Below are 13,248 nucleotides of genomic sequence, written 5' to 3'. Positions count from 1 at the left end.
ATGCGGGCCCTGCACATCATCACCGGCCTCGGCGTCGGCGGCGCCGAGCAGCAACTGCGGCTCCTGCTGCGCCACCTGCCGGTCGACTGCGAGGTCGTGACGCTCACCAACCCGGGCGCGGTCGCCGACGGGCTCGTCGCGGACGGGGTGCGGGTCACGCACCTCGGCATGGCCGGCAACCGTGACCTGGCCGCGCTGCCCCGGCTGGTCCGGCTCATCCGCCGGGGCCACTACGACCTCGTGCACACCCACCTCTACCGGGCCTGTGTCTACGGCCGGCTCGCCGCGCGCCTCGCGGGCGTCCGGGCGGTGGTGGCCACCGAACACTCCCTCGGTGACTCGCAGATGGAGGGGCGCAGGCTCACCCCGGGGGTACGGGCGCTGTACCTGGCCAGTGAACGGCTCGGCCGTGCCACCGTCGCCGTCTCCCCCACCGTCGCCGACCGGCTCAGGCGCTGGGGGGTGCCCGCCCCGCGGATCTCGGTCGTCCCGAACGGCATCGACCTGGCCCGCTTCCGCTTCGACCCGGCCCAGCGGCTGCGCACCCGCCAGCGCCTCGGACTGCCGGAGACCGCGTACGTCGTCGGCGGCATCGGCCGGCTGACGGCGGCCAAGCGGTTCGACGTGCTCATCCACGCCCTCGCCCAGCTCCCCGACCACTACTGGCTGTTGCTGGTCGGCGGCGGGCCCGAGGAGCACGTCCTGCGGCGCACCGCGCACGCGGCCGGGGTGGCGGACCGCGTGCTGTTCACCGGCGAACGCCCCTGCGTGCCCGACGGCTCCCCCGGCCCCGACCTGCCGTCGCTCACCGCCGCGATGGATCTGCTCGCCTCGCCGTGCCCCGAGGAGGCGTTCGGACTGGCCGTCGTGGAGGCCCTCGCCGCCGGGCTGCCGGTCCGCTACGCCGCCTGTCCGGCGGTCGAGGACCTGCCCCCGCACTCCGCGCCGGCCGCGCGCCGCGTCACCGGGGGCCCCGACGCGTTCGCCCGGGCACTGGTGGCGGCCCGCGCCGAGGGCCCCCTCGCGCGCACCGCGCCCGACGCCGCCCACCACTACAGCATCGCCCGCAGTGCCGCGCGGCTCATGGACGTCTACGCGGCCGCCCACTCCTCGCCCTCGTCACCTCACGGAGTCAGTTCCTCATGACCGAGAATCCCACCGGCCCGCACCGCTCCTCCCCCGCCCTCACCCGCGCCAGGTCGCTGCCTGCCTGGTCCCTGCTCGCGGCCGGCGTCCTCGCCGGCGGGCTGCTCGGCGGCACGTACGGGCTGGTCAGGACGCCGACGTACACGGCCACCAGCTATGTCGTCGCGGTACCGACAGACCGGTCCGACGCCGCGACCGCGCTGGGCTTCGCACAGGCCTACGGCAGGGTCGCCCCGCAGCTCGCGGTGCTCGGGGACGCGCAGGTGTGGGCGGGCGTGCCGGTGACGACGCTGGAGTCGAGCGTGCAGACGGCGACCTCGCCGGACGCGCCGATGGTCGCGATCACGGCGACCTCCTCGCGCCCGGACCTCGCCGCCGACATGGCCAACGCCGTCTCGCGCGCGCTGACCCGGCACGCGAACGACTCCCGGGCCGACACCCACGTCGAGCTGAGGCAGTTCGCCCGCGCCACCCGTCCGGCAGGACCGTCCTCGGCGTCCGCGGCGGTCACGGGTCTGGTGGGGGCGAGCGCGGGCGGTCTGCTCGGCGGGCTGGTGCTGCTGGTCCGGCCCCGGCGGGCCGCCGGGGAACAGCTGCGGCCACCGTCGGTGCCGAGCCCGGCCACCGCCGCCGATGTCCACGGGCAGCTGTGAAGTACACCGTAGAACTCGTCACCGACGACACCGCGTTCGCCGAACTCGCCCCGGACTGGGACCAGTTGTACGGCAGGTGCGCGGCGGCGACCCCCTTCCAGAGCCACGCCTGGCTGCACTCGTGGTGGCTGTCCTACGGCAGCCGCGGCCGGTTGCGGCTGCTGCTGGTCCGCGACGGCCGCGAACTCGTCGCCGCCGCGCCGCTGATGCGGGTACGCCGTCCGGTGCCGACGCTGGTGCCGCTCGGCGGTGCGATCTCCGACTACGGGGACGTGCTGCTGGACGACGAGCGCGGCGAGGAGGCGGTCACCGCGCTCACCGAGGGGCTCGCCTCGGTGGCCCGCACGGCACTGATCGACTTCCGCGAGGTACGGCCCGGGGGCGCGGCCGAGCGGATCTACGACCGCTGGCACGGCCCGCGCAGCCGGGTCAGCGACTCGCTGTGCCTGGAGCTGCCCGCCGTGCCGATGGACGAACTGGTCGCCCGGCTGCCCTCGGCGAAGGCGCAGCGGGTGCGGGCCAAGCTGCGCAAGCTGACCGCGCTCGGCGTCGAGCGCCAGGTGGTGCGGCCGGAGGAGGTCGACACCGCGCTCCGGCGGCTGCTGGAGCTGCACCGGCTCCAGTGGGCCGGGCGGAAGGTGACGTCGGAGCATCTGCGGCCGCGGTTCTGCGACCACCTGGTGCGGTCGGTCGGGCCGATGGTGCGCTCGGGGGACGCCGTGGTCACCGAGTTCCGCCTCGGCGAGGACGTGGTGGCGGTCGACCTGACGCTGCTGTCGCGACGACTGGCGGGCGGCTATCTGTACGGCGCCCACCCGCGGCTGCGGGAGTGCAAGGCGGACGTGGCGGTGATGCTGCTGGACGCGTGTGCCGAGCACACCCGTACCGGCGGACGCGGCACGCTGAGCCTGCTGCGCGGCAACGAGCCCTACAAGCATCACTGGCGTCCCGAACCGGTCGTCAACCAGCGGCTGTTGCTGGCCCGGCGGCGCACCGCCCCGCTGCTGTCGGCGACGCTGTGCGACGTGGCCGCCCGGCGGCGGGGCAAGGAACTGCTGCGACGGTGGAGGGAGCGCGGTGGCGACGGGCCGTGACCGACCCGCCGCCGCCTGGGGTTCACCGGCTGCGCGACCACCAGTCGAAGCGCAGGCACAGCTTCCCGCCGAGCCAGTACTCCACCCAGTCGCCCAGTTGCAGCGGCGAGCAGTTGGTCGGGGGCACGGGCGTGACCGGTGCGGTGGGAGTCGCCGGGACCGTCGGGGTGACCGGAGGCGTCGGTGTGGCCGGGGTCGTCGGTGGGGTGGTCCCGCCGGGCTTGGTCGGCTCCGGGGTCGGGCCCTCGGTGCGGCCGAAGAGCACGGACCGGTAGACCTGCGAGGACATGGGGTTGTCGGCGCACTGCCAGACACCGTGCGGACAGTAGTCCGTCAGCGTGTTGTACAGCGGCTTGTGCGCGTCCATCCACGCGAGCATGCCCCGCATGTACGCGGAATTGTCACCGTTGCGGAAGAGCCCCCATTCCGGATAGGAGATGGCCTTTCCGTGCGCCTTCGCGAAGTCCACCTGGGCCTGGAGGCCGTACGGCTCTTTCACCTGCTGCTCGAACGACAGTCCGCTGGGCTGGTCGTACGAGTCCATTCCGATGATGTCGACCGTGTCGTCCCCGGGGTAGCACTGCGTCCAGGGAACGGCGTCCCGGCCGCGGCTCGGGGCGAAGTCGAAGCGGAACTTCTGGCCCGGCACCGCGCGCATCGTGGTGACGATCCGCTTCCAGTACGTCTTCCACGCCTCGGGGTCGGGGCCGCAGCGGTGGGTGTACGTGGTGCCGTTCATCTCCCAGCCGAGGACGACGACGGTGTCCGGCACCTTCAGCTCGACCAGCCGCTCGGCGAGCGCGCGGAAGTGCCGGTCGAACTCGCCGGCGACGCCCCGGCGCAGCAGCTGCCGCACCTCGGCGTCGGAGACGTTCTCCTCGTTGCGCTCCATCATGGGCACGTTGAGGACCAGCATCCGGTCGGCCTGCCGGGTACGCCAGTCCGCCCACACGTCGAGGAAGCCGTGCCGGCCCTCGATGTTGGTCCAGCGGTCACCGGGCAGATAGGTGTGCCCGACGCGCAGCTCGGCACCGCCCAGCCAGTGACTGAGCTCGGCGATGCGGGCCACGCCGCGGGGACCGTAGTCGAGGTAGGCGCCGAAGGCGGACCCGGTCAACACCGGCGGGGTCGGCGGCTGCGGGACCGGCGGGATCGTCGGCATCGGCGGGGTGACCGCCGGCACCGGGACCGGCGGGGCGACCGTGGGTGTCGGAGCGGGAGGATCGGCGACCCGCGCCGTCCCCGCGGCGAAACCCGTTCCCGACGCCAGGACGACCGACGCGACGACCGACGCGGCGACCGCCGCCGTGGTGACGGCCAGTCGTCGGGAACGGGCCCCTCGCTGCTGTGAGGACATGCCTGCTCCTTTCTCTCCGATAACTGACACTCAGTCACATCAATATGACCAACGCCACCGTGGTTACGGCTTTCGAGTGCACCGATCGCCCGCCCGAGTGAAACCACCCGAAGGAAATGCCCGTGTCGCTGCTCGACACCCGAGTCCCCGCCGTCCTGCTGCGGATCGACCGCAATCCCTTTCACCACGGAACGCTGGGGGCCGTCCGCTCACTCGGCAGGGCGGGGGTCCAGGTCCATCTCGTCGCGGACTCCACCGGAAGTCCCGTACGGACCTCCCGCTTCGTGCGCCAGATCCATCCCCCGCCGCCGCCCGGCGCCTCCCTCGGTGACATCGCTGTCGCACTGCGCCGGATCGCGAACGGCGTCGCGCGTCCGGCCGTGCTGATCCCGATGGACGACGCGAGCGGCATCGCGGTGGGCCGGCTGCGCGAGGAACTGGCCCCCGCCTACCTGCTGCCCCAGCAGCCGGGCGCCCTGCCCGAACGCGTGGCCGACAAGGCGGAACTGGCCGAGGTGTGCGCGGCGGCGGGCGTTCCCCATCCCGAGACGGTCATCCCGGAGAGCGCGGAGCACGCCGCGAGCGCCGCCCGCGGGCTGGGGCTCCCGGTGATCGCCAAGTGGAGCAGGCCCTGGCTCCTGCCCCCGGGGACCGGGCTGCGCAGCACCACCGTGGTCCGCTCGGCGCAGGAGGCGCGGGACCTGTACCTGCGGACCGGGGAGGCGGGCAGTCGGCTGCTGCTCCAGGCCTTCCTGCCGCCGGGCCCGGACCGGGACTGGTTCTTCCACGGGTACGCCGACCGTTCCGGGGCCGTGTGCGGCGGCGGTCCCGGCGTCAAGACACGGGCCTGGCCGCGCGGCGCCGGACTGACGGCGGTGGGCCGCTGGGCCCCCAACCCGCAGGTGCAGCTGCTCGCCGAGCGGCTGGCGGGCGAGCTGGGCTACCGCGGCATCTTCGACCTCGACTTCCGCCGCTGCGGCGCGACGGGCCGCTATCACCTGCTCGACTTCAACCCGCGCCCCGGAGCGCAGTTCCGGCTCTTCACCGACTCCGCCGGGCTGGACGTCGTACGCGCCCTGCACCTCGACCTGACCCACCGGCCGCTGCCGGACGGGGTGCCGCTGCCGGGGCGGGAGTTCGTGGTGGAGAACTACGCGCCGCTGACCGCGCTGCGGCCCGTCCCTCCGGCCGGCCGCGAACTGGCCTGGAACGCGCGGGACGACCGCGGACCCGGGCGGGCGCTGTGGGGCCTGTGGGCGCGTCATGTGTCGGGCCGGCTCCTGGACCGCGTACGAGCGGCGGTACCGGCCGCCTCCCCCACCGAGTTGCCCCACGACCTGTCCGACGACGTCCGCGAGAACGTCTCCGAGGACGTCTCCGAGGACGTCTGCGACGAGAAGGCGAGCAGTTGCTGATGTACGACCTGCTGGTGGTGGGCGCCGGGCCCTACGGCCTGTCCATCGCGTCCCACGCCGCGGCCGCCGGGCTGAGACTGCGCGTCTTCGGCCGGCCCATGGCGTCCTGGCGCGACCACATGCCCCGCGGCATGTTCCTCAAGTCGGAGCCCTGGGCCTCCAACCTCTCCGACCCGCAGGGCCGTTGGCAGCTGGACAGGTACTGCGCGCAGCAGCGGCTGTCCGCCCGGCACGGGGAGCCGATCCCGGTGGAGACGTTCGCCGAGTACGGCCTGTGGTTCGCGCGCAACAGCGTGCCCGAGGTCGACGAGCGCACGGTGACCCGGGTGACCCCCTGCCCCGGCGGCTTCGAGGCGATCACGGAGGACGGGCAGTCCGTGCACGCCCGTACGGTCGCCCTGGCGGTCGGCGTGATCCCCTTCGTCGAGATCCCGTCCGCCCTGCGCGGCCTGCCCGCGTCCCTCGTCTCGCACAGCAGCCACCACAGTGACCTCTCCCGCTTCCGCGGCCGGGACGTGACCGTCGTCGGCGGCGGCCAGGCGGCCCTGGAGACCGCGGCACTGCTGGCCGAACAGGGCACGCGGGTAAGGGTGTTGGTGCGCGCCGGCCACCTGTCCTGGAACGACGTACCACCGCCGTGGGAACGCCCTTGGTGGCAGTCGGCCCGCGCCCCGCACAGCGGCCTGGGCTGCGGCTGGCGCAACTGGTTCTACGCCGAACGCCCCGGCCTCTTCCGTCGCCTGCCGGAGTCGGCCCGGACCCGCGTCGCCGCGACGGCACTCGGCCCGGCGGGCGCGTGGTGGGTGAGGGACCGGGTCGAGGAGGCGGTGGAGGTCCTGCCCGGTCACGAGGTCGCGGCGGCACGATCGGTGCGGGACGGGGCCGGGGTGCGGCTGGAGGTGGTGCACCGGACCGGTGCCGCCGGGCCTGGAGCTCTCGCGCCCCTGGAAACCGACCACGTCATCGCGGCCACGGGCTTCACGGCCACCGCTGACCGTCTGACGCTCCTCGCCCCCGAGCTGCGCACCGCCCTCACGAGCACCGCGGCCGGTTCACCCGGGGTGAGCTCCGCCTTCGAGTCCTCCCACCCCGGCCTCTTCCTGGCCGGTCTGATCACCGCCCCGGGCTTCGGCCCGGCGATGCGATTCGTGCACGGGGCGGCCTACACGGCGGAGACCTTGGTACGAGGGGTGCGGCGCCGGCTGCGGGTGGGGGACGTGGGAGCAGTGGTGCCGGCGCCGGGGAGGCGGGGGCGCAGCGGGGCACCGGCGAGCGCGCGCGGCTGACGCCGGGGGGTTCGTGCCGCGGGTGCCGGACGTTCACGGTCCGGCACCCGGCGCACTATCGACGGGAGGCCGCTCGGCCTCGGCGGTACAGGACGACCCCACCCACGATCATCGCGGCGCTGGCCCCCGATGCGGCCAGCATGGCCTGGGCACCGGTGTGGGGCAGCTGGGGCGGGGGCGTGTGGTGGCCACCGGGAGGCGGAGTGTGGTCCCCACCGGGAGGTGGCGTGTGGTCGCCGGGAGGCGGGGTGTGGTCCCCACCGGGAGGTGGCGTGTGATCACCCGGCGGCGGCGTGTGATCCCCACCCGGAGGTGGCGTGTGGTCGCCGGGGGGCGGGGTGTGGTCCCCACCCGGAGGCGGGGTGTGGTCGCCGGGAGGCGGGGTGTGGTCCCCACCCGGAGGTGGCGTGTGGTCGCCGGGAGGCGGCGTGTGATCCCCACCCGGAGGCGGAGTGTGATGCCCACCGGGAGGCGGCGTGTGATCCCCACCCGGAGGCGGCGTGTGATCCCCACCCGGAGGCGGAGTGTGATCCCCACCCGGAGGCGGAGTGTGATCCCCACCCGGAGGTGGCGTGTGATGCCCACCGGGAGGCGGCGTGTGGTGACCACCCGGAGGTGGCGTGTGATGCCCACCGGGAGGCGGAGTGTGGTGACCACCGGGTGGAGGCGTGTGGTGGTCGCCCGGCGGAGGCGTGTGGTCGCCGTAGCCGCCGCCCTCCTCGTGCCCGGGGCTGTCGCCGTACCCGCCGCCGCCCGACTCCTGCCCGGAGTCATCGCCGTAACCCGAATCGTCGTCGCCGTACGGCGCGCTGCGTGAGCCGTGTCTGCCCGCACTCGGTTTGACGGCACAGGAGTTGCCGAACGCCGGGTTGAGCGCGGCGGCCGCGTCGACGGAGTCGCCGCAGGCGTTGACGGGGACCTCGGCCGGCGCCGCCACACTGTCGCCGGACAGGACGCCGGCCGAATCCGTGGCGACCCCGCTCGTGTGCGTGTCGGCGAGGACAGGGCTGCTGCACAGGGACAGAATGCTTGTCGCGGCGGCGGCCGCGACCATTCCCCTACTCAGGGTCTGTCGCAATCTCGTTGTCTTCCTGCTTGTAGAAGTGGGAAAAGCCGGCCTCGGACGGAATCGAGCGGTCCAAGGCCGGCCAGTACAGCCGGTACGGCTGAGGCGTTACGTGGTCAGTCGTTCACGCACTGGTTGCCGAACGCCGGGTTCAGCGCACCGATGACGTTGACCGTGTTGCCACACACGTTGATCGGGACGTGGATCGGCACCTGGACCACGTTTCCGGACAGGACACCCGGGGAACCGATGGCGGCACCCTGGGCTCCGGCGTCAGCGAAGGCCGGGGCGGCCACGCCGAAGGCCATGATCACGCCCGCGGCGACAGCGGCGGTCTTCTTCATGAGATTTCCCTTCTCTGCGGTCATGCCCCTTTGTCGGCGTGTGACCGAGCGAGCACAGACGGAACGGCTCGCGCCATGACCTGCAGGCTGTAGAACGAGGGATAGCCGATGGAGAAACTACCGAACGCGTGGCGCGGGAGAATTCACTCGATTGCCCTGTGCCGTCACTCATTTCCCCCTCGACCGCACGGAAAAGGGCCCACGCAAAAAACCCGGACGGCCCGCAGACAATGCCGCGGGCCGCCCGGTCGATCGGATTCGTCTTAGCCCTCGGTGGCGGCCGACAGAACCGACAGGTCCTCGAGAACGTGCGACAGCGCGCCGTCCCGCTTGGACTGGGTGGAGTTGTCGCTGCACTGCTGGGTGAGCTTGTCCGACAGGACGGGGATGTCCTGGACGTTGACGACCTGCAGGACGCCGACGTTGGTGTCGCTGAGGCCGAGGCACGGCTTGTTGAGCGTGCCCTGGACGAGCGAGAGCTGGGGGCTCATGTCACCCTTGGTCGCCGAATTGCCGAACGACGACGTGGCGCCGTTACCGTTCTGCACGGCCGGCCCGTTGTCGTTGCCGATGGCAAGCGCCGTCGGAGCTGCCGCCACCGACATTCCGACGACAGATGCGGCGGCCGCCGCGGCGGCCATTGCCTTCTTAAGCACTTCGCGTTCCTTTCCTCGTAGCGACACAATGTCCTACGGCCACATCAACCCGGCAGGTGAGGAATGGTTGCGGGCGTTCACTCCATTGGCCCTATGGCCGACTCGGGCACCCCGTGGGCACCGGCTTCCGGCGGGGTGCCCGGCCGCTCGCCGCTATCGGCCGTCGGAGTGAACGGGAGAAACCTCGTCGCGGGCGCGCAGTTAGCCAGAACGCTCCGGTCCACGGGGCTTCCTCAGAAAGGACTGGCCAGTGATCAAGAAGATTGTTGCCACCGCGGCGATCGCCGCGTCCGCCGTGGGTGCCTCCGCCGCCGCGGCTCCGCAGGCACTGGCGATCGGCAACGACAACGGGCCGACCGCGGCGAACGGCAACGGCTCGTGGCAGAGCTTCGGCAACTCGAGCACCTACGGGAACATGAGCCCGCAGATGGCGCTGATCCAGGGTTCGTTCAACAAGCCCTGCATCGCCGTCAGCGACCTGCCCGTCGGCGTGCTTCAGGTCGTCAACGTCCAGGACGTTCCGATCCTGTCGGACCAGCAGACGCAGCAGTGCGCCGAGAACTCGACGCAGGCCAAGCGCGACGGTGCGCTGGCCCACCTGCTGGAGGACGTGTCGATCCTGTCCAGCAACCAGGAGTCCGACGGCAAGAAGTCCGGTCACTGATCCCGGCTTGCTGGTCGAAGCCGAAGGGGCCGCCGAGCATCTCGGCGGCCCCTTCGGCGTGTCAGCGCCGGTACAGCGCCTCGATCTCCTGCGCGTAGGCCGCCGTCACCACGTGCCGCTTGACTTTCAGGGACGGGGTGAGCATGCCGTTGTCCTCGGTGAACTCCCCCTCGACGAGCCGGAAGGCGCGGATCGACTCGGCGCGGGAGACGGCGAGGTTGGCGTGGTCGACGGCCTTCTGGAGGTCGGCGCGCAGCCGCTCGTCCTTGACGAGCTCGGCGTGCGGGGTGTCGGCGGGCAGTCCCCGCACCGACAGCCAGTGGGTCATCGCCTCGGGGTCGAGGGTGATCAGGGCGGCGACGAAGGGGCGGTTGTCGCCGACGACGAGGCACTGGCCGACGGGGGCCCGGCTGCGCAGCCGGTCCTCCAGGACCGCTGGGGAGACGTTCTTGCCGCCGGAGGTGACCAGGAGGTCCTTCTTACGGCCGGTGATGGTGAGATAGCCGTCCTCGTCGAGGGCGCCGAGGTCGCCGGTGGCGAACCAGCCGTCCCGCAGGACGGCGTCGGTGGCCTCGGGGTTGTTCCAGTAGGCGCCGAAGACGACCCCGCCCTTGACGAGGACCTCTCCGTCGTCGGCGATGCGGATCGCGGTGCCGGGAACCGGCTGTCCGACCGTGCCGGGGCGGGGGCCGAGCGGCGGGACGACGGTGGCGGCGGCGCTGGTCTCGGTGAGGCCGTAGCCCTCGTAGATGATGATCCCGGCCGCGGCGAAGAACAGGTTGAGCTCGCGGTCCAGGGGGGAGCCGCCGCTGATGGCGTAGCGCATGCGGCCGCCGAGCTCCTTGCGGATACGGCGGTAGACCAGCAGGTCGTACAGGCCCCAGGCGGCGTAGAGACCGGGGCCCGGCCCCTTGCCGCGGCCCAGGAACTTGTCCAGGTACGCCGCGCCGAAGCGGACGCCGGTGCGGTGGGCGCGGTCGAAGGAGGCGGCGCGGCCCAGTTTCTCGGCGGTGGCGCGGCCGGTGGCGTGGATCTTCTCGAAGAGGTACGGGACGCCGACGAGGAAGGTCGGGCGGAACTCCTTGAGCGCGGGCCTGAGTTCGTCGGGCTTGATGCTCGGGCAGTGGCCGATCTCGATCCGGGCCATCAGACAGGCGATCTGGAGGGTGCGGCCCATGATGTGGGCCAGCGGGAGGAACAGCAGGGTGGAGGCGGTCTGGTCGGTGACCTCCTTGAAGATGGGGTGGAGCAGTTCGACGGTGTTGGCGGCCTCGGCGTGCAGGTTCGCGTGGGTGAGGACGCAGCCCTTGGGGCGGCCGGTGGTGCCGGAGGTGTAGCAGACGGTGGCGATGGTGTCGGGGGTCAGGGCGGCGCGGCGCTTGGTGACCTCCTCGTCGGGGACGTCGAGCCCCTTGGTCCTGAGGGCGGCCAGGTCGTGGCTGTCGATCTGGAAGTAGCGCACGAAGTCGGGCGCGGGGTGGTCGGCGGCGGTCGCGGTGGCCAGGTTGTCGGCGGTCTCCACGAAGAAGTGGCGCACGCCGGAGTCCCGGACGATCCACTCCACCTGCTGGGCCGAGGAGGTGGCGTAGACGGGGACCGTCTGGCCGCCGGCCGCCCAGATCGCGAAGTCCAGGACCGTCCACTCGTAGCGGGTGCGGGACATCACCGCGACCCGGCCGCCCGGTTCGAGACCTTCGGCGATCAGCCCCTTGGCAACGGCGGTGACTTCGGCGGCGAACTCCCTGGCGGTGACCGGATGCCAGCCCGTCCCCTCCCGGCGGTGCAGCACCACCGCGTCGGGGGCCTCGGCCGCGTTGGTGAAGGGGAGGTCGGCGGTGCTGCCCGTGGTCGGGGGCGGGGCGAGGGGCGGTGTGCGGGCCTCCCGTACGACACCGCCCTCGTCCTTGACGATCTCGACCCGGGTCCGGCCCGCCAGGTGTTTCGCCCGCTTCAGGTCTTTGCGTACGCCCATGGTGGCTCCCCGGTCGGCTCCGACTCGGCCGCTAACTTACTCTCAAGTAAGAAAAGGTCAATGGGGCCCGTGTCAGTCCGCGAGGTGCCGGGCCCGGCGGATGGTGTCGGCGAGTTGGCGTACCGCGCTGTCCTCGGTGCGGTCCCCCAGACGGTCCGCCCAGTCGGCGAGTTCGCCCATCGAGGGGCGTCCCGGCAGCCGGTCGTTCCGGTCACCGTCCCGCAGGGCGTCGGCGAAGTAGGCGGCCACCGCGTCGACCTGGAAGCGGAGGTTCGCGTCGCGCAGCGAGCCGTCGAAGGTCTCCAGCGCGGCCGACTTCTCGTGCGGGGCCCGGGTCTTCGGGTCCTGCCAGCGGACGGTGGCCGTGGCGAGGTGGCCGTCGGCGCCGGGCCTGGTGCGGACTGCGTAGAGCGCGGTGACCGTGTGGCCGGGGCCGACCTCGCCGCCGTCCACGCGGTCGTCGCGGAAGTCGTCGTCGGCGACGCGGCGGTTGTCGTAGCCGATGAGGCGGAAGGAGGCGACGGTCTCGGGGTCGAAGGCGACCTGGGCCTTGGCGTCGCGGGCGGTCAGGTCGATGTTCTGCGGGAGCTGTTCGCAGAAGACCTTCTCGGCGTCGTCGCCGGAGACGTAGACGGTGTGGCCGTCGCCCTTGTCGGCGAGCCGTTCCATGAGGGCGTCGCCGTAGTCGCTGCCGACACCGACGCCGAAGAGGGTGATGCCGTGCTCGCGGCGGGCGGTGTCGATGCGGTCGAGGATGGCGTCGGGGTCGGTCTCGCCGTCGTTGGCGAGGGCGTCGGAGATGAGGACGACCCGGTTGGTGGCGCCCTCGCGCAGGCCGTCGACGGCCGTCTCGTAGCCGGTCTCGACGCCCGCGCCGAGGTTTGTGGAGTACGTCGGCTCCAGGCCGTCGATCGCCCGGTGGATCCGGTCGCGGTGGTCGCCGACGCGGGTCATCGGCAGGACCGTCTCGGCCTGGTCGCTGAAGGTGACGAGGGCGACCGAGTCGTCGTCGCGCAGCCGTTCCGTCATGGTGTCGAGGGACCGTTGGGCGAGGTCGAGGCGGCCGGGTTCGGACATGGAGCCGGAGATGTCGATGACAAAGGTGAGGGCGGCGGGCGGGCGGTCGTCCGCGTCGTGCTGTGCGCTCCTCGTGGCCAGGCCCACCCGGACCAGGGACCAGTCGTCGCGGGCGGTGCGGGCGCCGTCGACGGTCACTGTGAAGCCGTTGCCGTCGGGGCGGTCGTAGTCCTGGCGGAAGCTGTTGACGAACTCCTCGGGGCGGATCGTCGAGGGGTCGGGGCGGCGGCCCTCGGCGAGGGTGCGGCGGGCGTAGCCGTAGGAGGCGGTGTCGACGTCGAGGGCGAAGGTGGAGAGGTAGTCGGGGGACGGGGTGACGTAGTCGTCGCGGGACTCCTCGGAGTTCTGCTCGCCCTGCGGCTGGTCCGGGGCCGGGAACCCTGAGCCGTACGAGCCGCCCTTCGCTCCGTCCGCGCTGCTCCCGCCCCCGTCGTCGCCGCCCCCGCAGCCGGTGAGCAGCAGGCCGCCCGCCACTGTGAGGGCGAGCATCACCTGTCGTGTCCGCTGTCGCTCCATCG

General features: G+C 72.6%; 12 protein-coding genes. 6 read left to right on the top strand and 6 right to left on the bottom strand.

Features of this window, described 5'->3' with window-relative positions; all coding sequences use genetic code 11:
* From AQI94_RS01620 to AQI94_RS01610, 3 genes are read left to right on the top strand one after another with little or no spacing between them, the layout of a single operon-like run.
* Window positions 1-1,146: a glycosyltransferase gene (locus tag AQI94_RS01620; RefSeq protein ID WP_062229539.1), complete on the top strand. Its 1,146-nt coding sequence runs from the start codon at window positions 1-3 to the stop codon at window positions 1,144-1,146.
* Window positions 1,143-1,799, top strand: a complete 657-nt coding sequence (locus AQI94_RS01615; RefSeq protein ID WP_031037751.1) for a YveK family protein — start codon at window positions 1,143-1,145, stop codon at window positions 1,797-1,799. Before AQI94_RS01620 ends, AQI94_RS01615 begins: the two co-directional genes overlap by 4 nt.
* A complete protein-coding gene (locus AQI94_RS01610; protein WP_031037754.1) occupies window positions 1,796-2,893 on the top strand; it encodes a GNAT family N-acetyltransferase in 1,098 nt (365 codons plus the stop codon). The genes AQI94_RS01615 and AQI94_RS01610 overlap by 4 nt, the downstream gene beginning before the upstream one ends.
* A 22-nt stretch (window positions 2,894-2,915) precedes the next feature.
* On the opposite strand, the gene AQI94_RS01605 is transcribed toward AQI94_RS01610, so the two are convergent.
* Entirely contained in the window at window positions 2,916-4,250 is a 1,335-nt protein-coding gene (locus AQI94_RS01605) for a glycoside hydrolase family 26 protein (RefSeq protein ID WP_031037756.1), read from the bottom strand.
* Window positions 4,251-4,366: 116 nt separating this feature from the next.
* Here AQI94_RS01605 and AQI94_RS01600 point away from each other — a divergent pair, with 116 nt between their 5' ends.
* Both AQI94_RS01600 and AQI94_RS01595 read left to right on the top strand, forming a co-directional pair.
* Window positions 4,367-5,665, top strand: a complete 1,299-nt coding sequence (locus tag AQI94_RS01600) for an ATP-grasp domain-containing protein (RefSeq protein ID WP_031037759.1) — start codon at window positions 4,367-4,369, stop codon at window positions 5,663-5,665.
* The gene (locus AQI94_RS01595) at window positions 5,665-6,951 is read left to right on the top strand and encodes an NAD(P)-binding domain-containing protein (protein ID WP_031037762.1); all 1,287 of its coding nucleotides are present in this window, start codon (window positions 5,665-5,667) and stop codon (window positions 6,949-6,951) included. Before AQI94_RS01600 ends, AQI94_RS01595 begins: the two co-directional genes overlap by 1 nt.
* Before the next feature lie 55 nt (window positions 6,952-7,006).
* On the opposite strand, the gene AQI94_RS42430 is transcribed toward AQI94_RS01595, so the two are convergent.
* From AQI94_RS42430 to AQI94_RS01585, 3 genes are all read right to left on the bottom strand, one after another.
* The gene (locus AQI94_RS42430) at window positions 7,007-8,005 is read right to left on the bottom strand and encodes a chaplin (protein WP_208611836.1); all 999 of its coding nucleotides are present in this window, start codon (window positions 8,003-8,005) and stop codon (window positions 7,007-7,009) included.
* Window positions 8,006-8,133: 128 nt separating this feature from the next.
* Window positions 8,134-8,361: a chaplin gene (locus AQI94_RS01590; RefSeq protein WP_031037763.1), complete on the bottom strand. Its 228-nt coding sequence runs from the start codon at window positions 8,359-8,361 to the stop codon at window positions 8,134-8,136.
* 263 nt (window positions 8,362-8,624) lie between these two features.
* Entirely contained in the window at window positions 8,625-9,017 is a 393-nt protein-coding gene (locus AQI94_RS01585) for a rodlin (RefSeq protein WP_031037765.1), read from the bottom strand.
* A gap of 250 nt (window positions 9,018-9,267) precedes the next feature.
* On the opposite strand from AQI94_RS01585, the gene AQI94_RS01580 reads away from it, so the two are divergent.
* On the top strand, window positions 9,268-9,681 hold the full coding sequence (locus AQI94_RS01580) for a rodlin (protein ID WP_031037767.1): 414 nt from the start codon (window positions 9,268-9,270) through the stop codon (window positions 9,679-9,681).
* Between the two features lie 61 nt (window positions 9,682-9,742).
* Here the strand turns inward: AQI94_RS01580 and AQI94_RS01575 are convergent, their stop codons facing one another.
* Complete coding sequence (locus AQI94_RS01575; protein ID WP_031037770.1) at window positions 9,743-11,653, bottom strand: AMP-dependent synthetase/ligase; 1,911 nt, start codon at window positions 11,651-11,653, stop codon at window positions 9,743-9,745.
* Window positions 11,654-11,725: 72 nt separating this feature from the next.
* Entirely contained in the window at window positions 11,726-13,246 is a 1,521-nt protein-coding gene (locus AQI94_RS01570) for a vWA domain-containing protein (protein ID WP_031037772.1), read from the bottom strand.
* Window positions 13,247-13,248 lie beyond the last annotated feature (2 nt).

Origin of the sequence: Streptomyces pseudovenezuelae (genome assembly GCF_001513955.1) — a bacterium.
Classification (GTDB): domain Bacteria; phylum Actinomycetota; class Actinomycetes; order Streptomycetales; family Streptomycetaceae; genus Streptomyces; species Streptomyces pseudovenezuelae.
The sequence above is the reverse complement of the archived record's forward strand: the minus strand, read 5'-3'. Positions and strand labels throughout refer to the sequence as shown.

Coding starts and splice junctions, on each gene's coding strand:
- AQI94_RS01615 (WP_031037751.1), top strand. CDS start 1,143: ATGACCGAGAATCCCACCGGCCCGCACCGCTCCTCCCCCGCCCTCACC.
- AQI94_RS01605 (WP_031037756.1), bottom strand. CDS start 4,250: ATGTCCTCACAGCAGCGAGGGGCCCGTTCCCGACGACTGGCCGTCACC.
- AQI94_RS42430 (WP_208611836.1), bottom strand. CDS start 8,005: ATGGTCGCGGCCGCCGCCGCGACAAGCATTCTGTCCCTGTGCAGCAGC.
- AQI94_RS01620 (WP_062229539.1), top strand. CDS start 1: ATGCGGGCCCTGCACATCATCACCGGCCTCGGCGTCGGCGGCGCCGAG.
- AQI94_RS01595 (WP_031037762.1), top strand. CDS start 5,665: ATGTACGACCTGCTGGTGGTGGGCGCCGGGCCCTACGGCCTGTCCATC.
- AQI94_RS01590 (WP_031037763.1), bottom strand. CDS start 8,361: ATGAAGAAGACCGCCGCTGTCGCCGCGGGCGTGATCATGGCCTTCGGC.
- AQI94_RS01570 (WP_031037772.1), bottom strand. CDS start 13,246: ATGGAGCGACAGCGGACACGACAGGTGATGCTCGCCCTCACAGTGGCG.
- AQI94_RS01600 (WP_031037759.1), top strand. CDS start 4,367: ATGCCCGTGTCGCTGCTCGACACCCGAGTCCCCGCCGTCCTGCTGCGG.
- AQI94_RS01575 (WP_031037770.1), bottom strand. CDS start 11,653: ATGGGCGTACGCAAAGACCTGAAGCGGGCGAAACACCTGGCGGGCCGG.